30 protein-coding genes are annotated in these 21,414 nt (G+C 27.4%); 28 read left to right on the top strand and 2 right to left on the bottom strand.

The features are described 5' to 3' along the window. Positions 1-89 precede the first annotated feature (89 nt). The 5 genes from RSF37_RS07890 (at position 90) to RSF37_RS07870 (ending at position 4,904) form a co-directional block, all read left to right on the top strand. Positions 90-761 (top strand): response regulator transcription factor, encoded by a 672-nt coding sequence (locus RSF37_RS07890; RefSeq protein WP_332563860.1) that lies wholly within the window; start codon positions 90-92, stop codon positions 759-761. Then, the gene (locus RSF37_RS07885) at positions 762-1,760 is read left to right on the top strand and encodes a sensor histidine kinase (RefSeq protein ID WP_332563859.1); all 999 of its coding nucleotides are present in this window, start codon (positions 762-764) and stop codon (positions 1,758-1,760) included. Positions 1,761-1,846: 86 nt separating this feature from the next. Next, complete coding sequence (locus RSF37_RS07880; protein WP_332563858.1) at positions 1,847-2,614, top strand: ABC transporter ATP-binding protein; 768 nt, start codon at positions 1,847-1,849, stop codon at positions 2,612-2,614. Beyond that, entirely contained in the window at positions 2,607-4,565 is a 1,959-nt protein-coding gene (locus RSF37_RS07875; RefSeq protein ID WP_332563857.1) for an ABC transporter permease, read from the top strand. Before RSF37_RS07880 ends, RSF37_RS07875 begins: the two co-directional genes overlap by 8 nt. Positions 4,566-4,601: 36 nt before the next feature. After that, positions 4,602-4,904: a YciI family protein gene (locus RSF37_RS07870; protein ID WP_332563856.1), complete on the top strand. Its 303-nt coding sequence runs from the start codon at positions 4,602-4,604 to the stop codon at positions 4,902-4,904. 179 nt (positions 4,905-5,083) lie between these two features. Here RSF37_RS07870 and RSF37_RS07865 read toward each other — a convergent pair whose 3' ends face one another. Continuing rightward, the gene (locus RSF37_RS07865) at positions 5,084-5,305 is read right to left on the bottom strand and encodes a hypothetical protein (RefSeq protein WP_332563855.1); all 222 of its coding nucleotides are present in this window, start codon (positions 5,303-5,305) and stop codon (positions 5,084-5,086) included. Between the two features lie 145 nt (positions 5,306-5,450). Between RSF37_RS07865 and RSF37_RS07860 the strand changes: the two genes are divergently transcribed. From RSF37_RS07860 to RSF37_RS07750, 23 genes are all read left to right on the top strand, one after another. Then, on the top strand, positions 5,451-6,050 hold the full coding sequence (locus tag RSF37_RS07860) for a DJ-1/PfpI family protein (protein ID WP_332563854.1): 600 nt from the start codon (positions 5,451-5,453) through the stop codon (positions 6,048-6,050). A gap of 124 nt (positions 6,051-6,174) precedes the next feature. After that, positions 6,175-7,014 carry a hypothetical protein gene (locus RSF37_RS07855; RefSeq protein ID WP_332563853.1) on the top strand — a complete coding sequence of 280 codons (840 nt, stop codon included), beginning with the start codon at positions 6,175-6,177 and terminating at the stop codon, positions 7,012-7,014. Between the two features lie 28 nt (positions 7,015-7,042). Further along, positions 7,043-7,231, top strand: a complete 189-nt coding sequence (locus RSF37_RS07850; RefSeq protein ID WP_332563852.1) for a hypothetical protein — start codon at positions 7,043-7,045, stop codon at positions 7,229-7,231. Between the two features lie 19 nt (positions 7,232-7,250). Then, entirely contained in the window at positions 7,251-8,195 is a 945-nt protein-coding gene (locus tag RSF37_RS07845) for a helix-turn-helix transcriptional regulator (RefSeq protein ID WP_332563851.1), read from the top strand. A gap of 51 nt (positions 8,196-8,246) precedes the next feature. Next, positions 8,247-8,825 (top strand): type 1 glutamine amidotransferase family protein, encoded by a 579-nt coding sequence (locus tag RSF37_RS07840; protein ID WP_332563850.1) that lies wholly within the window; start codon positions 8,247-8,249, stop codon positions 8,823-8,825. A gap of 47 nt (positions 8,826-8,872) precedes the next feature. After that, positions 8,873-9,409, top strand: coding sequence for a nitroreductase family protein (locus tag RSF37_RS07835; RefSeq protein WP_332563849.1), 537 nt, complete (start codon positions 8,873-8,875; stop codon positions 9,407-9,409). Between the two features lie 65 nt (positions 9,410-9,474). Further along, positions 9,475-9,843, top strand: a complete 369-nt coding sequence (locus tag RSF37_RS07830; RefSeq protein WP_332563884.1) for a serine hydrolase domain-containing protein — start codon at positions 9,475-9,477, stop codon at positions 9,841-9,843. Next, on the top strand, positions 9,840-10,061 hold the full coding sequence (locus RSF37_RS07825; protein WP_332563848.1) for a hypothetical protein: 222 nt from the start codon (positions 9,840-9,842) through the stop codon (positions 10,059-10,061). The genes RSF37_RS07830 and RSF37_RS07825 overlap by 4 nt, the downstream gene beginning before the upstream one ends. A 430-nt stretch (positions 10,062-10,491) precedes the next feature. Beyond that, entirely contained in the window at positions 10,492-11,073 is a 582-nt protein-coding gene (locus RSF37_RS07820) for a hypothetical protein (RefSeq protein ID WP_332563847.1), read from the top strand. Beyond that, complete coding sequence (locus tag RSF37_RS07815; protein WP_332563846.1) at positions 11,058-11,282, top strand: DUF6718 family protein; 225 nt, start codon at positions 11,058-11,060, stop codon at positions 11,280-11,282. Before RSF37_RS07820 ends, RSF37_RS07815 begins: the two co-directional genes overlap by 16 nt. Before the next feature lie 322 nt (positions 11,283-11,604). After that, on the top strand, positions 11,605-12,297 hold the full coding sequence (gene pnuC / locus RSF37_RS07810; protein ID WP_332563845.1) for a nicotinamide riboside transporter PnuC: 693 nt from the start codon (positions 11,605-11,607) through the stop codon (positions 12,295-12,297). A gap of 411 nt (positions 12,298-12,708) precedes the next feature. Beyond that, entirely contained in the window at positions 12,709-12,903 is a 195-nt protein-coding gene (locus RSF37_RS07805; RefSeq protein ID WP_332563844.1) for a helix-turn-helix transcriptional regulator, read from the top strand. A gap of 2 nt (positions 12,904-12,905) precedes the next feature. Beyond that, entirely contained in the window at positions 12,906-13,385 is a 480-nt protein-coding gene (locus RSF37_RS07800) for a DUF6773 family protein (RefSeq protein WP_332563843.1), read from the top strand. A gap of 275 nt (positions 13,386-13,660) precedes the next feature. Then, on the top strand, positions 13,661-14,275 hold the full coding sequence (gene yqeK, locus RSF37_RS07795; RefSeq protein WP_332563842.1) for a bis(5'-nucleosyl)-tetraphosphatase (symmetrical) YqeK: 615 nt from the start codon (positions 13,661-13,663) through the stop codon (positions 14,273-14,275). 113 nt (positions 14,276-14,388) lie between these two features. Further along, the gene (locus RSF37_RS07790) at positions 14,389-14,907 is read left to right on the top strand and encodes a GrpB family protein (RefSeq protein ID WP_332563841.1); all 519 of its coding nucleotides are present in this window, start codon (positions 14,389-14,391) and stop codon (positions 14,905-14,907) included. Between the two features lie 26 nt (positions 14,908-14,933). Continuing rightward, entirely contained in the window at positions 14,934-15,449 is a 516-nt protein-coding gene (locus RSF37_RS07785) for a 2'-5' RNA ligase family protein (RefSeq protein ID WP_332563840.1), read from the top strand. A 27-nt stretch (positions 15,450-15,476) separates the two neighbouring features. Then, entirely contained in the window at positions 15,477-16,121 is a 645-nt protein-coding gene (locus RSF37_RS07780; protein ID WP_332563839.1) for a CatA-like O-acetyltransferase, read from the top strand. Between the two features lie 29 nt (positions 16,122-16,150). Continuing rightward, the gene (locus RSF37_RS07775) at positions 16,151-16,669 is read left to right on the top strand and encodes a ClbS/DfsB family four-helix bundle protein (protein ID WP_332563838.1); all 519 of its coding nucleotides are present in this window, start codon (positions 16,151-16,153) and stop codon (positions 16,667-16,669) included. 130 nt (positions 16,670-16,799) lie between these two features. Beyond that, entirely contained in the window at positions 16,800-16,997 is a 198-nt protein-coding gene (locus RSF37_RS07770; RefSeq protein ID WP_332563837.1) for a helix-turn-helix transcriptional regulator, read from the top strand. A 1-nt stretch (position 16,998) separates the two neighbouring features. Further along, positions 16,999-17,262, top strand: coding sequence for a hypothetical protein (locus tag RSF37_RS07765; RefSeq protein WP_332563836.1), 264 nt, complete (start codon positions 16,999-17,001; stop codon positions 17,260-17,262). 54 nt (positions 17,263-17,316) lie between these two features. Then, positions 17,317-17,727, top strand: coding sequence for a peptide deformylase (locus tag RSF37_RS07760; protein WP_332563835.1), 411 nt, complete (start codon positions 17,317-17,319; stop codon positions 17,725-17,727). A gap of 111 nt (positions 17,728-17,838) precedes the next feature. Then, entirely contained in the window at positions 17,839-18,237 is a 399-nt protein-coding gene (locus RSF37_RS07755) for a hypothetical protein (RefSeq protein WP_332563834.1), read from the top strand. Between the two features lie 154 nt (positions 18,238-18,391). Further along, positions 18,392-20,647, top strand: a complete 2,256-nt coding sequence (locus RSF37_RS07750) for a glycoside hydrolase family 3 protein (protein WP_332563833.1) — start codon at positions 18,392-18,394, stop codon at positions 20,645-20,647. Positions 20,648-21,195: 548 nt separating this feature from the next. Here the strand turns inward: RSF37_RS07750 and RSF37_RS07745 are convergent. After that, positions 21,196-21,414: hypothetical protein (locus tag RSF37_RS07745; RefSeq protein ID WP_332563832.1), on the bottom strand; the 219-nt coding region annotated here is incomplete at its 5' end.

Raw genomic sequence — 21,414 nt, 5'->3', positions numbered from 1 at the left:
TTATAGTTATCCTAAGATTAAGTCTAAAAAATTAAAATTATATAGTATAATAAAATCACGATAAGAAAATATTGGGAAGGAGTTATATTATGTATAAAATTTTAATAGTAGAAGATGATTTAGTTATTAGTAAAACACTAAAGGATCATATGAAAAATTGGGGATATGATGTTAAGGTTGTAACTGATTTTAATAATGTTTTAAAAGAATTTGCAGCCTTTAATCCTCAGCTTGTACTTTTGGATATTTCATTACCATTTTTCAATGGATACCATTGGTGTAGCGAAATAAGAAAGATCTCAAAAGTACCAATAATATTCATCTCTTCTACTTCAGATAACATGAATATTCTGTTAGCAATAACTCAAGGAGCAGATGACTTTATTGCAAAGCCATTTGATTTAAATCTTTTAACTGCTAAAGTTCAAGCTCTTCTAAGAAGAACTTATGATTTTTCAGTACAAACCAATCTTATAGAACATAAAGGTGTTATATTAAACATTAGTGATGCCACCTTAACTTATAATGGTGAAAAAATAAATTTATCAAAAAATGAATTTAAAATAATAGAGCTTCTCTTTGAAAATAAAGGAAAGATTGTTTCAAGATGTAGTATAATGACTAAGCTTTGGGAGAGTGATAACTACATAGATGACAATACGTTAACTGTTAACGTAACTAGAATAAGAAAGAAGCTTACAGATATAGGGCTTACAGATTTTATAATAACTAAAAAAGGTATAGGATATATGGTGGAATAGATGAAACTTATTTTGAATTATTTAAAAGATAACTTAAAGGTAATTGTTTTTAGTATAATTTTTTCAATTATATATTTAATAGTATTTTACCTATATAACTTACCCCTTGAACCAATTTTATATGGAATTATATTATTTTTAGTAGTATGTATTATTTATGCGTTAATAGATATATTAAAATATAAAAAGAAGCACCATACATTAAGTATGATAAAGAAGACTGGAATATCTTCTATTGATAATTTACCAGCAACCAATAGTTTAATTGAAGAAGATTATAAGGGTTTAGTTAATATGATTTTTCAAGAAAAGGCTAAAGCAATTGATAAAGGTGAGAGAGATAAAAAAGATATACTTGATTATTATACTCTGTGGGCTCATCAAATCAAGACACCAATTGCTGCCATGAACATTTTACTCCAAAGTGAAGAGAGTGAAAATAATATGGTGTTAATGAATGAACTATTTAAAATAGAGCAATATGTTGAGATGGTTTTAAGTTATCTTAGAATGGAGAGCATATCATCAGACTTAGTTTTAAAAAACTATTCTTTAGATAGTATTGTTAAGCAAGCTGTAAGAAAGTATGCAAGGCTGTTTATTGGTAAAAATATTAAGCTCGATTTTAAGGCGTTAAATACTACAGTATTAACAGATGAAAAGTGGTTAGTTTTTATTGTTGAGCAAATTATTTCAAATGCTATTAAGTACACCTGTGAAGGTGGAACTATTTCTATATATATGGATAAGAGAAAGTCTAAAACATTAATTATTGAAGATAGTGGAATCGGAATTAAAGCTGAAGATTTACCTAGAGTATTTGAAAAAGGATTTACAGGTTTTAATGGAAGAGATGATAAGAAGTCTACAGGGATAGGTCTATATTTATGTAAGAACATTCTTAAAAAATTATCTCATCAAATCCAAATAGAATCAGAAGTTTCAAAGTATACTAGGATTAAAATTAATCTAGAAATAATGAACCTTACAACAGTGTAAGGTTTATTTTCATATTGTAAGGTGAATCTATGGAGGCATAAACTTTAGCTTGTTATACTTAAATTAACAGTTAAGGAGGAGAGTATATGACAATTTTAGAAGTGAAAAGTCTTAAAAAGGTATATTCATCATTACTTGGAGGGAATACTGTTCAAGCTTTAAGCAGTGTTTCATTCTCAGTAGAAGAGGGAGAATATGTTGCTATAATGGGAGAGTCTGGTTCCGGAAAGACTACTTTATTAAACATTTTAGCAGCTTTAGATAAGGCAACTAGTGGTGAAGTTTTATTAAATGGAGAAGATATTACAAAAATTAAAGAGAGACAATTAGCATCTTTTAGAAGAAAAAATTTAGGGTTTGTTTTTCAAGATTTTAACCTATTAGATACTTTTTCTCTTAAGGATAATATATTTTTACCATTAGTTTTATCAGGTGAAAAATATGATGAAATGAATGGTAAACTTATGCCTATAGCAAAAAAATTAGGTATAGAAGATATATTAGAAAAATATCCTTATGAAGTATCAGGTGGTCAAAAGCAAAGAGCGGCTGTAGCTAGAGCACTTATTACAAAGCCAAAACTTATCTTAGCAGATGAGCCAACAGGAGCATTAGATTCTAGATCTACAGAGGGATTACTTAAAATGTTTAGTGAAATAAATGAAGAAGGTCAAACAATTTTAATGGTAACTCATAGTACAAAAGCAGCAAGTCATGCTAAGAGAGTTCTGTTTATAAAGGATGGTGAGGTATTCCATCAAATTTATAAGGGCGATATGAGTAATGAAGAGATGTATCAAAAGATTTCAGATACTTTAACTATAATCGCTACAGGTGGTGACAGGGATGAATAGCCTACTTTATCCAAAACTTGCAGCAACTAATATTAAGAAAAATTCAAAGTTATATATACCTTATATATTAACTTGTATCATAACTATTTCAATGTTTTATGTTATTTTTGAACTTGCAAACAATCCAGGCATAAAGGAATTACCAGGAGCTACAGGAGTAAAAATCTTATTAGATTTGGGCGTTGGAGTAATGGCGATTCTTTCAACGGTATTTATATTTTATACAAATAGTTTTTTAATTAAGCAAAGAAAAAAGGAATTTGGTTTATTTAATATTTTAGGAATGGAAAAAAGACATATAGCAAGGATACTTTTTTTTGAAAATCTATATGTATCATTTGGAAGCTTAGTCCTAGGAAGTTTCTTTGGTTTATTATTAAATAAATTAATGTTTTTACTTCTTTTAAAGATATTAAGGTTCAAAGTAACAATGGGTTTTCACTTTTCTTCTATAGCTTTAGTTGGAACTATAGTTTTATTTTCTATTATATTTATATTAGTATTATTAAATACTGTAAGGCAAATATATGCGTCAAAGACAATAGAATTAATTAAAGGTAGTAATATAGGTGAAAAGGAGCCTAAAAATAAGTGGATTATTACAATTATAGGGATTATAGCATTAGGGACAGGTTATTATATTTCAGTAACAACAACTAATCCACTAGCAGTAGTTAATCTATTTTTCATAACAGTAATTCTTGTTTGTATTGGAGTATACTGTTTATTCACTTCAGGGTCTATTACTGTATTAAAAATACTACGCAAAAATAAGAACTACTATTATAAAACTAATCATTTTATTTCTATATCCACTATGATGTATAGAATGAAGCAAAATGCTATAGGTCTTGCTAATATATGTATACTATCAACAGCAGTTCTAGTAATGGTATCTTCAACTATTGCTCTTTATGTTGGAAGTGAGGATATGGTTAATTCACGATATCCAAGGGATATAAGTATTAGTGTAAGCAATGCTTCAGATAAATCAATAAATAAAGTAAACACTACAGTGAATAATGTGCTAAGAAGTGATAATTTAAAAGAAAAAGATTTAGTTAATTATAAATCAAAATCAACATATATATATGTGGAAAATGATAAATTTAAAGTTCATAATGGAAAAGACTATATAGGGTCAGGGGATTTAAATAATTTAATTATTACTACATTAGATGATTATAATAGAGCTATGAATGAAGATAAAACTTTAAATGATAATGAGGTTTTTATTTATTCAAACAAAAAAGAATATCAAAATAATTCATTTAACTTAGAAGGTAGAAATTTTAATATAAAGGAAAAATTAAATGAATGTGTTAGTAACGGTAGTGAAGGAGCTAATATATTCAATACGAATTACATTGTTGTAAAGGATAATAAAATATTTGATAGTATTTTAAAAGGGCATGAAGTAGAGTATTATTACGGATTTGATTTAGCTAATAAAGAGTCAGAAAATAATGTTTATGAAAGGTTAAAGAGTGATCTTTCTAGCACAAGTAAGAATGATAGAATTAATGTTGAATCAATAAATGAAATGAGAGATGCACTTTATTCTATGGTTGGCGGATTATTTTTCTTAGGGATTTTCTTAGGATCATTATTTATAATGGCAACTATTTTAATTATGTATTATAAGCAAATATCAGAAGGATATGATGATAAAGAAAGATATGATATTATGCAAAAGGTTGGATTGAGTAAGAAGGAAATTAAATCTACTATTAATAGTCAAGTTTTAATAGTATTCTTTATGCCATTAATATTTGCAATAATTAATATAGCATTTGCTTTTCCATCAATAACACGACTTTTAGCAGCTTTAAACTTTACTAATACTAAGCTGTATTGTATTTACACTGTTGTAACTTCTTTGGCTTTTGCTATTTGCTATGGAGTAGTGTATTTTATAACAGCAAAGCTTTATTATAAAATTGTAAAGTAGTGAAAAAAATTGAATTAAAGAACGGAGTGGTTATAAATGAAATATTTTATAGTTGAAGGTATGTTAAAAAACGAAGATAAGATGAATGATAATTTAATGGAAACACATAAGGCATATACTCAAAAAGCAATGAACTCTGGATTAATATTAATGTCTGGACTTAAGGCTAATATGAGTGGTGGAATATTTGTTATGAAAGCTGACACTCTTGAAAAATTAGAAGAGTATCTTGCAGCTGAGCCATTTAAACTTGCTGGCATTCAAGATTATAAAGTTACGGAGTTTTCAGCTCATTACTTTAATCAATCACCGGCTGAATGGTTTAGTAATAATTTATAAAAATTAAATACTTTATAATACAGTTAATTAATAAAGATATAAGAGGTTAGTGACCACTTATATCTTTATTTTAAGTTATTTAATAATATTTTAGGTTACATAAATAAATTATCGGTGATGTTTTATGGTTAACATAATTCATAACTAGATAATATTAGAAAGGAGAGTATTTTAGAAACTTACGCTTTATGATTCATCATAATATTTTTTACTTGTTCGATATTTTCTGGCTTTATTAGTTCTAACATTCTTGGAATGAAAGTCATCATATATTCTTGATTAAATGTACCATTATTTTGTTTTTCGAAACTTTCTAATAATAGTTTGTTAGCTTTACTTTGATTTTGTTCATCTACATTTTGCATTATGAAACTAAAAAATTTTTCTTGACCTTGATTCATAATATTCCTCCTTTGAATTTCAATATTTTTATAAATTATAACATTATTATAGGTTAATAGAAATATTAATAAAGAAATTTCCATTAATAGGTATAATTTGCTATATATGATATAATTATTACTAATGAATTTTAGAGGTGATTAAATGAAAAAGAATGTTTTATTTGTTATTTTGGATAAATATTCTGATTGGGAAGCTGCATATTTATCTTCTTTGATCCTTGCATTAGGACAAGATACATTTTCGGTAAAAACAGTTTCTTTAACAAAAAATAGTATCAAATCTTTAGGTGGATTTACTGTTATCCCGGATTATGATATTGAATCTGTTACAGCGGATTTTGAGGGATTAGTCCTTGTTGGTGGAATGTCATGGAGAACTGAGGAAGCCAAGAAAATTGGGCCTTTGGTGCAGGAAGCATTAAAAAATAAAAAAGTTTTGGGTGCTATTTGTGATGCATCAGTTTTTCTAGGTAAAATGGGTGTGCTAAATGATGTTAGACATACTAGTAATGATATAAATGACTTAAAGCAATGGGCTGAAGATGCCTATAATGGAGAAGGAAAGTATGTAATGGAGCCTGCGGTTAGAGATAATAATATTATTACAGCTAATGGTACAGCATCTTTGGAATTTGCTAAAGAAGTAATGATTGCATTAGAAGTTACACCTGAAAGTAAGATTAATGAATGGTATAACTTTTATAAACTTGGTTGTTATGAAGCACCAATGCCAAGTATGTAGGGTATATTAAGTGAACTTAATATAGAAATAGTTTTCAAATTATATATTTAGTACTTCCAAAAAATATATACCACTAAAGACATGCTAAAATAAGTATAAAAAGTATATTTTAGGAGTGAATAAAGTGGAATATATAGATTGTTTTAGCAAAGAGATTATATCATTAGAAAATGCAAAGAAGTTTTTAGATGAAGAACAATATAAAAATTTCAAAAATCTTGATAGTAAAGTAAGGGAAGGTTTACTAGTAAATGTACTAGAGGAGCCTATAAATGATTGGACGGATGTGACAGAGCTTTACTTTAGAGGAAAGTGGGCCAAACTATTTAATCAATTACACAGTATTAATGAAGTAGCTGTCTTAGAAATAGCTTCAGGGGATGCTGATATGATTCCTCAGACCTTGTCAATTTCTAATCCTAATTCAAAGTATATATCAGCCAATATGAATAAAATTCTAAATGATAGTCTTTTGAGAAAAACTAATGATTTAAATATAAAGTTACAACTAATTGATGATGATGCTTCAAAGATAAGAGATTATATAGATGATCATGAGATTGATATAATAGCTTTTCAACATGGCGTAAATGATGTTTTGCAAGCAATGCTCTGTTCTCGTGAAAATATTGATACAGTTAATTCGGACTGGATGGATTGTTTACCTAAAATGATTGAATTAGTAAATAAAGAGGTTAATAAGAATAGTTTTGAGAAGAGCTTAAAGGAGCCGTTTGTTGAATTTATAAATGAACTTTCTTATGTGCTAAAACAGGATGGAATTATAGCAATAAATCATTATATGTTTGAATTGGATTTGAAGTTAGGATATCCTAGAGAAATATTTGAAAATTTAATACCTATAATTAGAACATGGCTAGCTACAAGTGGATATTTCAAGGAAGTATATTTTGATGGCTTTAATAAGCAATGGTGGATTTTTCTAAAGAAAAATGAGGATTAATATGAATATTGCATTAGGAGGTGAAAAGATGAAAAGTAGTACTAAGATTTCAAAGTTTGGAATAGCTGTTTCATTAATTGCATGTGCTCTTTCTTCATTAAATCTTATATTAGCAGTTATTAAAGGAACCCAATATGGTGTGGCAATTACAATATTTATATCAACTTTAGTAATTTTATGTTCGAATATAGTAATTTATAAATCAAATAAAAGATAAATCGAGAAAGTGAGTTATTATGAAAATTGATAGATTATTAGGGATATTAACAATATTGGTTAATACAGATAGAGTTACAATAAAAGAATTAGCTGAAAAATTCGAAGTATCTAAACGAACAATTTTTAGAGATTTAGAAACGTTGGATAGATCAGGAATTCCGATAGTAACATATTCAGGTATTGGTGGTGGTGTATCGGTTGTTGAAGGGTATAAGTATAATAATAATTCTTTTTCAAGAAAAGATATTAGAAATATATTTACTGCACTTTCTGGACTAATGAGTATCAAGAAAAGCAATGACTTAATCAATTTAATGGCTAAAATTATGCCAGAGAAAACTGACAAGATATTTTCTGAAAGTCAATATTTAATAGATTTATCTTCTTGGTTTAAAGATAGTATAGCTGAAGAAAAAATTAATTGGATTAGCGAAGCAATAGAAGAGGTTAGATGTATTGAAATTGAATATATATCTAAGACATCTAGAAAAGTTAGAATTATTCATCCATATAAACTTGTGTTTAAACAATCCTTTTGGTACTTATATGGCTTTTGTGAGACGAGCAACAATTTTAGGTTGTTTAAGCTTAATAGAATAGTTTATTATAAGGCTTTAAATAAAAACTTTACTTTCAGGACATTAGATAAAATTGAATTTAAAAGAAATAGTAACAGTCCTTTATGTTTTAGTGAGGATTCAAATGCTATATATGAGATTAAGCTTGAATATGATAAAGCTAATGAGTTTTTATTAACCGATAAAATTGATGCTAAATTCTTTCAAAGAATTAATAATAAAGAAAAAGGATTAATAGTTTTTAAAGTAAGTGATTTAGATTGGACTGTAGATTTTATTATAAATTTGCAAAGTAGAGTTAAAGTTTTGTATCCAAGAGAATTAAAAGAAAAAGTAATATTACAAATAAAAAATATGAACAAAATTTATAAAGATGACATATAGGTGTCATCTTTTCTTTTATACAATATATAAGAAAGGATGTGCTTAATAGAAATGAAAAAAGAGATATTGACATTTATTTTTGATGGGTATGCGGATTGGGAGAGTGCTTACATATGTTCAGAGCTTAATGCACAGGACTCCAGATATATTATTAAAACATTAAGTTTTGATAAAGAACCAAAGAAGTCAATGGGAGGATTTACTGTTATTCCAGATTACTCTATGAGTGATTATCCTAAAGATTTTGAAATGTTACTATTAATAGGTGGAAATGCATGGTTAGAAGAAAAAAATAATGATGCTAAAACTATTGTTGAATATGCTGTTAAAAATAATATTCCAGTAGCTGCTATTTGTGGTGCAACTTTATTTATTGGAGATAATGGATATTTAGATTATAGAAAACATTCAAGTAATACACTAGAATTTTTAAAAGGGTATGCTCCTAATTATAAAGGAGATAGTTATTATGTGGATAAGCAAGCAGTTAATGATTCTAATATTATTACTGCAAACGGAACAGCAACATTAGAATTTGCTAAAGAAATAATGATACATTTAAAAGTTAAATCTGAAGAAAAAATTAATGTGTGGTATGAATCTCATAAATATGGATTTTATAAAAAATAGAGAACTTGTATAAGTGAGTAAGAATGATTTTAAAGGGGATGATGTGTTTGGATACTATTAATGCAATTAGAACAAGAACTAGTTATAGGGGGAAATATAAAAATATTAGTGTGCCAAGGAATGACTTAATTAAAATTGTTGAATCAGGTCTTGCTGCGCCTTCTGGTTGCAATAAACAGACAACCAGTTTAATAGTTATTGATGATAAAGATATTTTAGATAAGATACGTAGTGTAATTATTCATCCTATAGGCAAAACAGCACCAGCGGTTATTTGTGTATTAACTCAAAAAATATATGCATATAGAGATAAATGTTACAATATTCAAGATTATTCAGCTGCTATTGAAAATATGCTACTTGCATGTATCGCATTAGGATATCAGAGTTGCTGGATTGAAGGTCACATAACTGATTCAGATAATATAGGAAAACAAATATCAAAGATACTTAATGTACCAGATGAATATGAGTTAATTTGTTTACTTCCGATTGGAATAGCAGCAGAGTCAACTACTAATGTAAAGAAAAAATCTTTAATAAATAGGTATTGGTTTAATTGTTTTAATCAAATAAGTAATTAAATATATTTTGCTTATAAATTCCAATTTATAATAATATTTATACATAATATGGGTTTTAAACTGCAATTTCTATATGTAAGTCAGTTGAACAAGGAAAACTTAAGTTTGACTCATTATTAAAAGAATATATAGATTGTGATAATTTTGATCAAAATGTAACAGTAAGGCATTTATTAACACATACTTCAGGATTGCCAGATTATTTTTATGTAGATTTTACTGAAATAAGTTCACCTATGTATATGCTGAAAGAACCAAAAGATTTTCTTCCTCTTATTATAAGACAAAAAAGTGTTTGCAAGCCAGGCGAAAAATACCAATATAATAATGGAGGATATATAATCCTAGCTTATATAGTTGAAAAAGTAAGTGGAATAAGATTTGTTGACTTTGTAAAAGAAAACATCTTTAATGTTTTAGAAATGAATTATTGACCCCACAAGTATATGTTAATTACGACGTATACTATGGTTATGGTATTTATATAGTAAAAAGAGATGATGGTATTTATAAATATTTTATAGCTGGTGGAGACCCTGGTGTTAGCTTTGAGTCAATAGTATATCCTAATAAAAAAATTGAGGTAACTATACTAGGAAATAGAAAATTTAGTATCTATGAATTATTAATGGAAATAGAAAACGTAAATTAGATAATTAACAAATTTAAGGTTTTCAATATATAACCAAATTTCAAGTTGACGAATAGATTCAAAACAAGAATTAACTTATATAGAAAATAATTTAGAAAAAGCACCTAAAAATTGTCCAAGTTTAAATGAGAATGGTAAGGAGATAGCGCAAATTTATTTAGAAGAAGAAAACTATAAAATTGCTAAGATATCTGCAGATATAGTTATGGATAATTACGGGTCAAAAACAAGGATTGTAGAAATTATAGGCTATTTATGATTTGGACAGATAATGTTAATTACTCTGACCGATAAATCCAAAGTTTTCGATTAGATATTTATTAATAGTAAAAATTTAAGGCAATAATATTAAAAGTATTATTGCCTTATGTTATAATTAGACATAGAAATAATATCAATTTATATTATTTATTTGTAGAGGGGAAATAACGTGGATACTAAAAAGTTAATTAGGACTTTAGATGCAATAAGTTATGAAACTAAACTTGGAAAAAACTTAAAGAATACTCTTAGAAAAGTAGATAAAGATCTCTTAATGGACGAACTTAATGATTATAGGCTGTTTTTAAAGAAAAGAAGAAGGTTGCTAGACCAATATACTTACAGAATAAAGTCATTACATTCTATAAATTTGAAGTATGATAGATATTACCCTGCTAAGGAAATTGGAACATGCTTTAATGATATATTAGGCATTAGAATTATAGTTCTCGATTACGATATTGATTTAAGTGATGAAAATATAAGACATGTAGATATGTCAAATGGTAAGAAGAATGATGATGGATATAGAGGTTATCACATTTACTATAAGAAGAGTAATTATCATTATCCAATTGAAGTACAGTTTTTTACCGAAAGAGATTATATCTTTAACATGTGGTTACATAAATATATTTATAAATATAAAGACAATATGATAGGGATTAAGTTAAAGGATTTATATGATAAAGGGATAATCGAAAATGAAGATGATTTTAAGGAGGAATTTAAGAAATGTATTATATATTAGTTAAAAACTTTAATTCTGTAGGCTCAGTGGTATACGGGTCAAATGATTCTAAAGAAGTTGATATGATAGATGATTTATTGAATTATAAATTAGATGGAAAAGAGAAACAGGTTGTACTATTATCTAATTTAGAGATGTGGAAAGAATACGAACCATTTAATATTGTAAATAGTGTTGGTGAATTTATTGATAAAGCTATGCTTAACTAATAAATTATAAGGCTATTATCAAGTTGTAAAAATAACTTGATAATAGCTATTTTTATATATTGAACTATTCCACAAAATTCTTATTCAGAAATTACAGTTTTTACTCCTTGATAAATTACAATTTGTGAATACATTCAAAAAAGAGTTAACTTTATTAAGGTTGGAATCATATAAATCAAGATTGACAACTAAAATTAGAAATGATAATATTAAAAAAATAGTGAACTGCCACCGGGCAGTAATGCAGTAAGCATTCATATACACATCAGTAGGTCTTTGAAGATGTGTAATATGGGTGCTTATTATTTTTGGAGGTTTTTTTATGAAAATTTATAAATTTTTTAACACTTTAACTAAGTTTGAATTCTGTCTATGGATACTTTCTATTGCTGTAGTTACAATATCATTTGTATTTGTAGGAGAAGGTAGTATTCTAACGCTGTGTGCTTCATTAATTGGTGTTACTGCACTGATATTTGTTGCAAAAGGTCATGTGGTTGGACAAGTATTAACTGTTATTTTCAGTTTGTTTTATGCTCTTATTTCATATCAGTTTCAATATTATGGAGAAATGATTACCTATTTAGGAATGACGACTCCAATTGCTATTATGTCAGTTGTTTCATGGTTAAAACACCCATATAAAGGTGAAAAAGCAGAAGTTGAAATTGCACATCTTAGCAAAAAAAATATAGTGATAATGATTATGTTAACTATTGTTGTAACATTTTGTTTCTATTTCATTCTAGCTTATTTTGATACAGCAAATCTTACAATTAGTACAATCTCTATTGCCACAAGCTTCCTTGCATCTTATCTTATGCTTTTCCGTAGCTCTGCATATGCCATGGCTTATGGAGCTAATGATATTGTATTAATAATTTTATGGGTACTTGCTACAAGTGAAAATATTTCATTTTTCCCAATGATAATTTGCTTTATTATGTTTCTTTGTAATGATATATATGGATTCTACAATTGGACAAAAATGAAACATAAGCAGAGCAAGAACTAAATTATTATTGATATTTATTATTTACTAAATAATAGATAATTGACAAAATGCAATTAATTAAAGCAAAGAATAAAATAATTTGAATGAATAATAAGATAGTACTATCATTACAAAACATCATCAAAATAAATAAAATAAAAAATAAAGTAGCAAAAGCATTTAAGATTTTAAACTTTCTTTTGGTTGCGGAATTTATTAACATTAACCATGTTAAAGCAAACATGCTTGCGATTATTATAATTGATATAAGAATAATTGAAATAATATTCATGAAAACCTCCTTATAAAATATACTTTAAATTTACAACTAATTCATAAAAAATTCAATATTTATTAATAAAATGCAATATATAGTTTACATTTGGTAATATATAGAATACAATATATAATATAAGGAGGTCATGATTATATATGAAAAATAAAAGAATGAAGATCGCGCGTATTGAATGTGACATGAAGCAATCAGATTTAGCTAAAGCTGTTGGAGTTACAAGGCAAACTATTGGATTAATTGAAGCAGGTGATTATAATCCTACACTTAATCTTTGTATAGCGATATGTAAAGTGCTTGGTAAAACATTAAATGATTTATTTTGGGAGGAATAGTAATGATGAAAGAAAAAAAACAAGATGAAAGAGTTCTATCACAAAAAAGAAAGATTGGAAGCGATGCATTTCAAATACTTTTTTTAGGTTTATTTTTATCAATTTTTGTTCAGTCATATATTTTTAATTTTACGTTTTCTCAATATGCAGTTGAAGTGATACTACTTATAGTAGGTTCGCTGTATGTTATAGTAAGAAATATAATAGTTGGAAATGATATTTTTGACTCTGATAAAGCAAATCAAAAATTTGTTATTATAAATAGCATTATTTGTGGGGTCATAGTTACAGCTATAAATATTACGCATAACTATATAAAATTTAGAGGCTTATTTATAGATAATATGTCCGATATGATAATCGCGTCAGTAATTACATTTATATGCGCATCAGTTTTTACATTTGTAGTTCTTCAAGTAATATATATTGTAAATAAGAAAAAGCAAATACGAATAGAAATGCAACTTGAAGATGAGGAATAAAATACTTTCGTTAAGAGAATTTTAATTTAATAATTTTAATATGGTTAGAGCCAAAGGCTAAGAATACATAGGTTATTCTTGGTCTTTTTTTGTAAGATTGAGTATAGATTTTATATTTTTAAATAAGGTATATTAACCTAATTAATACTTAATATGGTAAAATATAAATAATTTAAGTGAAGTACTCTTGTATTTAATTATCACTAAGTTTATTTGTGTTAAGGGGAAGAAATTAATGAATTGTATAAATAGGTGTTTGTAGGAGAGAGATAATTATGTCAATTAGATTGGATAATTTTGAGTATATAAATAGTATAGAAAAATCAGGAGATTTCACTAAAGATGTATGTACGTTGCTTGAGATAAATGATAAGAATAATACTAGAAAACATGTATTGAAAGTTGCGGAAACAAGCTTGAAATTGGCTGATAGATTTAAGTTGAATTCTGAAATATGTTATAAATCAGCATTGTTACATGATATTAGTGCGTTAATAAAGCCAAAGCATATGACTATTATAGCAAATGAAAATAATATGTTATTAGATAAGTCAGAAGAAAAATATCCTTTTTTATTACATCAAAGGATTTCTAAGTTAATAGCATTTGATTATTTTAATATTACAGATGAAGATATCTTATCATCAATTGAATGTCATACTACATTGAAAAGTAACCCAACTAAATATGAAATGGTATTATTTCTTGCTGATAAAATTTCATGGGATCAAGAAGGGGAACCTCCTTATATAGATATTATAATAGATGGGCTAGATACATCATTAGAATATGCATGTAAAAGATATATTAATTATCTATATAATAATAATAAACTTTTATGTCCACATAAATGGATGAATGAGGCAAAGCGATATTTTCATAACATATAATAAATTGGGTCGAAAGGATAAGAATATTAAATTATTCAAGAAGTCTATGAATATGCAAAGGAAAGAATTCTAAAGAATAAGGTGTAAGTTTAATTTATAAGGAGTGATAAATTATGGAAGGAGTAGAACGTAATAAGGTTAGATTGATACAAAATAATTTGAAATGGAAATATGAATTTTTACAAACAAAAAATGAATTGGAAGAAATTTGGGGAGAGAATATAATTGATATTCAACATGTGGGAAGTACAGCGATTACAGCTATATATGCTAAACCTATTTTGGATATTGCAATAAAATTAAAATCAATCTCAGATATGAATATTGAACTATTAAAACAACAAGGGTATAGTTATTGCGGCTCAAAATTTGGTAATCTCAAATATCATTTATTTGTATTACGAGGTGATAGAGAAATATCCTTAAGGCATATTCATTGTTATGATAAAGAAGAAAAGGAATTTAAGCTGTTAGTCGGTTTTCGTGATTATCTAAATGATCACTGTGATGAGGCCAAAAAATATGAGCTATTAAAATTAGAACTTTCTAAAAGATATCCTGATGATAGAGTTGCTTATACAAATGGAAAAGAAGAGTTTATTAAATCTATTTATTCAAAATTATATATTTAAATACCGGAGTGTAGAGGAGATGGAGTATGAATACAAGAACTATTATGATTTTTCCTGAATTTGAAAATATAGATATTATTAATGATATACGTAAGAAATATGATCCATTAGCTGATTTAGTAAGGCCACATATTACATTGGTATTTCCGTTTGATAGTGAGTTGACTAATTATGATCTTAATTTATATTTAGAAGAATGTTTGAGGGGCATAAAACAATTTAAAGTTGAATTGCAAGGGTTTAGCAAACAAGAAGATAAATATGGAAAGTATTTATTTTTAAATATAGTACAAGGCATGGATGAAATTAAAGGTATTCATGATGTTCTATATAAAGATAAATTAAAGGAATTCGAAGCAGGACAGGATTATGTTCCTCATATGACAGTTGGAAAAGTGTATTCAATGGAGTTGCTTGATAAAGCATTGGGTGACGTAAATAAGTATAGTGATAAATTCAGCACTGTAGTCAGAAAAATATCAGTTGAAATGATTGGTGAACATGAAGAATCAATAATTATAATAGAACATGAATTAAATTAAAATACAATTTATAGAGGAGAAAATAGAATGGTATTTAATAAAATTAATTTCGAAAATTGGGAGAGAAAAGAATGTTTTAATCACTTTAGTTCAATTGCAAAGAGTACTTATAGTCTGACTGTTAATATGGATATAACAAAACTTATTGATTTTATTAAGAAAAATAACTATAGGTTATACCCAACTTTTACTTGGATAGTTTCACGATCAATTAATAATTATAAAGAATTTAAAATGGGGTATGATGATAATAGAAATATTGGATATTATGATACAGTTAATCCTGACTACTCTGTTTTAAATGATAGGACTAAAATAATGGATACGCTATGTACTAAATATAATAGTGAATTCAAGATATTCTATAATAATATGGTAGATGATTTGAATGCTTATAAAAATTATGGTAAGGGTACAAAAGCGCAGGTTAATTCATTTATAGTGTCATGCCTGCCATGGATTACATATACATCATTTAATGCTTCTAATGAAAGCGAATATCAGTTCCTTTTTCCGATGGTAACTTGGGGTAAATATTTTGAGCATGATAATAAAATTTTAATGCCATTAACATTACAAATTCATCATGCAGTAGCAGATGGATATCATTGTTCATTGTTCTACAATGATATCGAACAGATTTTGAACTATCCAGAAAAGTATTTAAGTTAGAAATAATTTTGGAAATAGAAGGAGGAAAAATGAGAGAATATAAAAATAAGCAAGAATTGATTTTAGAAATTTCTAATTGTGCTAAATTATTTATAGAAGAATTTGATAATATTGATGAAAAGGATAAGGATATATTACTTGATGAAGTTGATAGGACTCCAGCTCAAATGATTGCATATCAATTAGGATGGATGAATTTATTACTTAGTTGGGAGAGCCAAGAACAAGAGGGCAATACTGTTGTAACTCCAACAACAGAATACAAATGGAATAACCTTAGTGGATTATATAATAATTTTTATAAAGAGTATGATAAGTATAGTCTTAAAGAGTTGACTATGTTATTCATGAAAAAAGAAGAAGAAATTATTGAATTGATTAATAATTATTCAGTGGAAGAATTATTTCAGCAAGGAAAAAGGCAGTGGGCATCATCCACCCCATCGAATTGGCCTATATGGAAATGGATTTATATTAATACTGTTGCACCATTTAAGTCATTTAGAACAAAGATACGAAAGTGGAAAAAAAGTAAGATAAATGAATAATATTTATATAGTGATAGCAGACTTTAGTAAGTGTCTGCTATTTTTATATGTAAAGTTAACTTGACATTAGTAGTGCTACATGATATTGTAAAAATATGGGAAGGTAGCTTTGCACGAGAGAGGTGATACTTTGAAAAACCGCCTTGAAGAAATACGAAAACAAAAAGGAATAAAGCAAGAGGAATTGGCATCTACGCTTGAAGTTTCAAGACAAACAATTAGTTCACTAGAAAAGGGTAGATATAATCCATCTATACTTTTAGCATTTAAAATCGCTAAATATTTCAAAATGACTATTGAGGAAATTTTTATTTATGAGGAGGAATAATATGAAAAGTGAAGGTGTTAGGAGTTTGTTGTGTAACTCAGCAAAAGAGCAAAAAGTATTGATGAATGATGAGAGGTTTTTGACAATTAATGAAAAGGTATCTCACTCGGTATCAAAAATAATGAATTGGATATTAATTGCCCTATTATTTATAACAGCAGTATTAATGAAGAGTTATATTGGATGGGCTATTATTTCTGGAATTATTTTTACTAAGTTTGTACTTACATTAATTTATGTATATTATTATAATCGTAAAATATAAATAGAGAGTTATATGACTAAAACTACTTAGTCAAATAGAAAGGTTGGAATTGAGATGATAAAACCAGTTATGAAAGATGTTTTATTTTTAGGGCAGAAGTCAGAACTTGCAACTAAAAATGATATATCAATTATTGATGATTTAGTGGATACGTTAAGAGCAAACTTAGAATTTTGTGTTGGTATGGCTGCCAACATGATAGGAGTAAAAAAACGTATTTTGGTATTTAGTGTAGGGGGAATAGTAGTTCCTATGGTGAATCCAGTTATATTAAAAAAAGATAAATGCTATGAGACTGAAGAAAGTTGCTTATCTTTAACGGGTTTCAGAAAAACAAAGAGATATGAAACAATAGAGGTAGAATATCTTGATAGAAACTTTAAGAAGCACAAAGAAACATTTACAGGGTTTACTGCACAGATTATTCAGCATGAAATGGATCATTTTGAAGGTATAATAATATAAGAAGTGAAATATATGAAGGTATTAAATGTATTTAAAATTGCGCAAATACTAATTTGCGCATTTCTTGATAGATAAAATAACAATAGTATTTAGAATGAGAGGGTGTATATTGTGGATGTAGTTGGGAGAATAAAAGAAAAACTTGAGAATAACAGAGGAAACGTAAAAATTAAACTTTTGAAGGGAGAAAAATATTTCAATGTAATACTAAAAGAAGATGGGGTAATGGTTGATAACTTACATACTCAATCACTTTTAACATGGAATGTATTTGAAAAAACTGTAGAACTTTTAGAACAAAAGGGTGGTTGTGCAGTAAAAGGTGATGCAATGGGATTCAGACTAGGAATTGGTAAGTTACCTACTGATTCAATAGAAGGTTATATTGCAAAAGAAGTATATGGTAAAAAAATAGGTGATAGCGTGTTCAGAAGAATTACGCCTATAGTTAATATTTTAATTTGGGCAGGAATATGTGAGAATGGAAAAGGAAAATTATTATTAAAATAGAAAATATCTTTTTGATAGATTTTTTTTTATTATAATTTTACTTGTAAAGGAATACAAAGGTCTTGAATTGGAAGAAATAAAGTCAAAAGTAGGAATGCCTTATATAACATAATATATTAAGATTATAAATAATAAAACAATAGGAGGAATAAGAATGAATAATAGTTGGAAAGAAGTAAAAAAAGATGGATATAACTTAATAATAAATGAAGGCGGACAAAACATAGCTTATGACCCTAATTCAGGTGTTAAAATAATTGAATATGATGGACTTGCTTTTAAAAACTTAAGTAAAAGTGGTAAGTTAGAAAAATACGAAGACTGGAGATTATCAGTTGATGAAAGAGCAAAAGATTTAGCATCAAAGTTAAGCATAGAAGAAATAGCTGGATTAATGCTTTATAGTGCACACCAAGCTGTTTCATCAGGAGAAGATCCATTTTCTAAGATGTTTGCAGGAACATACAATGGTAAAAAATTAGATGAAAGTAAGTCTGACATAAGCGATTTAACAGATCAGCAGAAGGAATTTTTAATAAATGATAATTTAAGACATGTACTACTAACTGTAGTAGATAGTGGAGAAGTATCAGCAAAGTGGAATAATAATATGCAAGCTTTAGCTGAAAAATTAGGTTTTGGTATACCAGTAAACATTAGTACAGATCCAAGACATGGTGCAAGTGCAGATAGTGAGTTTAATGCAGGATCAGGGGGAGATATTTCAAAATGGCCTGAATCACTTGGACTTGCAGCTACATTTGACCCAGAAGTAGTTAGAAGATTTGGAGAAATTGCAGCAAAAGAATACAGAGCTTTAGGAATAGCTACAGCCTTATCGCCACAAGTAGATATTGCAACTGACCCAAGGTGGATGAGATTCTTTGGAACTTTTGGTGAAGACCCGAAATTATCTGCTCATATGGCAGAAGCCTATTGTGATGGCTTCCAAAATTCAACTGATGAATTTGAGATAAAAGATGGCTGGGGATATGAAAGTGTAAATGCTATGGTTAAACATTGGCCAGGTGGGGGAAGTGGTGAAGGTGGTAGAGATGCTCACTATGCTTATGGAAAATATGCAGTTTACCCAGGAAATAATTTTGATGAGCATTTAAAACCCTTTACAGAAGGCGCATTTAAATTAAAAGGTAAAACAAAAATTGCTTCTGCTATAATGCCATATTATACAATATCTTATAATCAAGATAAAAAGAATAATGAGAATGTAGGTAATTCTTACAACAAATATATAATAAATGATTTATTAAGAGAACAATACCAATATGATGGTGTTGTATGTACCGATTGGTTAATAACTAAAGATAATCTTGTATTAGATGCTTTTATATCAGGTAAATGTTGGGGAGTTGAAGGGCTTTCAGAAGTAGAAAGACATTATAAAGCCTTAATAGCTGGTGTTGATCAATTTGGCGGAAATAATGAAGCTGAACCTGTAATTGAAGCTTATAAAATGGGAGTAAAAGAATATGGTGAAGAATTTATGCGTAATAAATTTGAGAAGTCTGCCGTAAGATTACTACGTAATATTTTTAGAGTAGGCTTATTTGAAAATCCATATCTTGATATAGAAGAAACTAAGGATACAGTTGGAAATTCAGAGTTTATGAAAGAAGGTTATGAAGCACAACTAAAATCTATTGTAATGCTAAAAAATAAAAATAATGTATTACCTATAAAAGAAAGAAAAACTGTATATATACCAAAAAGAAGAGTTAAGGAATCTAAAGATTGGTTTGGAAATGTGATACCAGAGCATGAGGTTTATCCTGTAAATAGAGAGGTGGTAGAAAAGTTCTACAATGTAACTAATAATATAGATGAAGCAGATTTTGCCTTAATTTTTATAGAATCACCTAAAACTGTTGGTTATACAGCAGAGGATGGATATTTACCAGTTAGCTTACAATATAGACCATATACTGCTGTAAATGCAAGAGAGACAAGTATTGCAGGTGGAGATCCTTTAGAAGAATCTATTAATAGAACATATAAAGGTAAAACAAATTATGCAAGTAATGAAGCAGATTTAGATATAATATTAGAAACCAAAAAATCTATAGGAGATAAGCCTGTAATAGTATCTTTAAATATGACTAATCCTACAGTTGTTGGGGAATTTGAAAAGTATTGTGATGTTATTATAGCTGAATTTGGAGTGCAGACTCAAGGGATACTTGATATTGTTAGCGAAACTGTAAAACCAAGTGGGCTATTACCATTCCAAATGCCAATTAATATGGAAACTGTAGAAAACCAATATGAAGATGTACCACATGATATGGAATGTTATAAAGATGAATTAGGTAATGTATATGATTTTGCATATGGACTTAATTTTGAAGGTGTTATAAATGATGATAGAGTTAAAAAGTATAAAATTAAATAACAACAATTAAAATTAGTAGCATCCTAGGAGAAAGAGACTAACTTTTTCCACTTAGGGTGTTATTTTTATGTATGTAGATATAAGGGGATACTTATAAAGTATAAGTTTGATGAAATTAGTTATTCATATTTGGATGAAAGTATGCTTACTAAGGGAAATGATAAGATTACTATAATAGATGAAGAAATAATTAATTATGTAAAAGGTAGTGTTTTATATCATCAAGTGAAATTACCCTTGTAAGAATATAATATAGAAGGTGAAATATATTGGCGTGATGAATGAGGAAAAGAACCTAATAATGAATCTGAAAAAATAGTTATAATTAGAAATTTATTAAAAAAGATTCTAGGTTAAAACCTATATATTTTCATAGATATATTCCAGAGGTCAATATAAGGAATGTTCCAATATTCTCAATACATGATACAGATATAATTTGTTATGGAGAAAATTTAGTTTCATATTTAGAAATAGAGTTTAGAAATAAAAAGCAAAGTGATATAAATTATGAAAAATTAACTCATATTACATTTTGGAGTGAACTTTTATAAAAGGTTGAAAATATGAGATAGAGCATATTTTAAGAATATAATAATAGGAAAAATAGAATCAACAGAAGTACATCCATTCTTTGCAAAAGGTATTTGATGTGTACCAGCTAAGGATTTAAAAGAAAATGATGGAATAGAAACTAAAACTGGTATAATAAAAGTAAAAAAATCAGAAAAAGTTATATAATTTATCAGTAGAAGATAACCATACAT

This window comes from Clostridium sp. (assembly GCF_036643715.1).
Taxonomy (GTDB): domain Bacteria; phylum Bacillota; class Clostridia; order Clostridiales; family Clostridiaceae; genus Clostridium.
Note: the sequence above shows the minus strand (reverse complement) of the source record. Positions and strands in the feature narration are given on the sequence as shown.

Excerpts from the sequence above, each read along its gene's own strand:
- RSF37_RS07785 (WP_332563840.1), top strand. The coding sequence starts at position 14,934 with ATGAATACAAGAACTATTATGATTTTTCCTGAATTTGAAAATATAGAT.
- RSF37_RS07790 (WP_332563841.1), top strand. The coding sequence starts at position 14,389 with ATGGAAGGAGTAGAACGTAATAAGGTTAGATTGATACAAAATAATTTG.
- RSF37_RS07805 (WP_332563844.1), top strand. The coding sequence starts at position 12,709 with ATGAAAAATAAAAGAATGAAGATCGCGCGTATTGAATGTGACATGAAG.
- pnuC (WP_332563845.1), top strand. The coding sequence starts at position 11,605 with ATGAAAATTTATAAATTTTTTAACACTTTAACTAAGTTTGAATTCTGT.
- RSF37_RS07765 (WP_332563836.1), top strand. The coding sequence starts at position 16,999 with ATGAAAAGTGAAGGTGTTAGGAGTTTGTTGTGTAACTCAGCAAAAGAG.
- RSF37_RS07880 (WP_332563858.1), top strand. The coding sequence starts at position 1,847 with ATGACAATTTTAGAAGTGAAAAGTCTTAAAAAGGTATATTCATCATTA.
- RSF37_RS07860 (WP_332563854.1), top strand. The coding sequence starts at position 5,451 with ATGAAAAAGAATGTTTTATTTGTTATTTTGGATAAATATTCTGATTGG.
- RSF37_RS07775 (WP_332563838.1), top strand. The coding sequence starts at position 16,151 with ATGAGAGAATATAAAAATAAGCAAGAATTGATTTTAGAAATTTCTAAT.
- RSF37_RS07815 (WP_332563846.1), top strand. The coding sequence starts at position 11,058 with ATGTATTATATATTAGTTAAAAACTTTAATTCTGTAGGCTCAGTGGTA.
- yqeK (WP_332563842.1), top strand. The coding sequence starts at position 13,661 with ATGTCAATTAGATTGGATAATTTTGAGTATATAAATAGTATAGAAAAA.
- RSF37_RS07870 (WP_332563856.1), top strand. The coding sequence starts at position 4,602 with ATGAAATATTTTATAGTTGAAGGTATGTTAAAAAACGAAGATAAGATG.
- RSF37_RS07845 (WP_332563851.1), top strand. The coding sequence starts at position 7,251 with ATGAAAATTGATAGATTATTAGGGATATTAACAATATTGGTTAATACA.
- RSF37_RS07800 (WP_332563843.1), top strand. The coding sequence starts at position 12,906 with ATGATGAAAGAAAAAAAACAAGATGAAAGAGTTCTATCACAAAAAAGA.
- RSF37_RS07875 (WP_332563857.1), top strand. The coding sequence starts at position 2,607 with ATGAATAGCCTACTTTATCCAAAACTTGCAGCAACTAATATTAAGAAA.
- RSF37_RS07865 (WP_332563855.1), bottom strand. The coding sequence starts at position 5,305 with ATGAATCAAGGTCAAGAAAAATTTTTTAGTTTCATAATGCAAAATGTA.
- RSF37_RS07890 (WP_332563860.1), top strand. The coding sequence starts at position 90 with ATGTATAAAATTTTAATAGTAGAAGATGATTTAGTTATTAGTAAAACA.
- RSF37_RS07760 (WP_332563835.1), top strand. The coding sequence starts at position 17,317 with ATGATAAAACCAGTTATGAAAGATGTTTTATTTTTAGGGCAGAAGTCA.
- RSF37_RS07885 (WP_332563859.1), top strand. The coding sequence starts at position 762 with ATGAAACTTATTTTGAATTATTTAAAAGATAACTTAAAGGTAATTGTT.
- RSF37_RS07750 (WP_332563833.1), top strand. The coding sequence starts at position 18,392 with ATGAATAATAGTTGGAAAGAAGTAAAAAAAGATGGATATAACTTAATA.
- RSF37_RS07840 (WP_332563850.1), top strand. The coding sequence starts at position 8,247 with ATGAAAAAAGAGATATTGACATTTATTTTTGATGGGTATGCGGATTGG.
- RSF37_RS07780 (WP_332563839.1), top strand. The coding sequence starts at position 15,477 with ATGGTATTTAATAAAATTAATTTCGAAAATTGGGAGAGAAAAGAATGT.
- RSF37_RS07850 (WP_332563852.1), top strand. The coding sequence starts at position 7,043 with ATGAAAAGTAGTACTAAGATTTCAAAGTTTGGAATAGCTGTTTCATTA.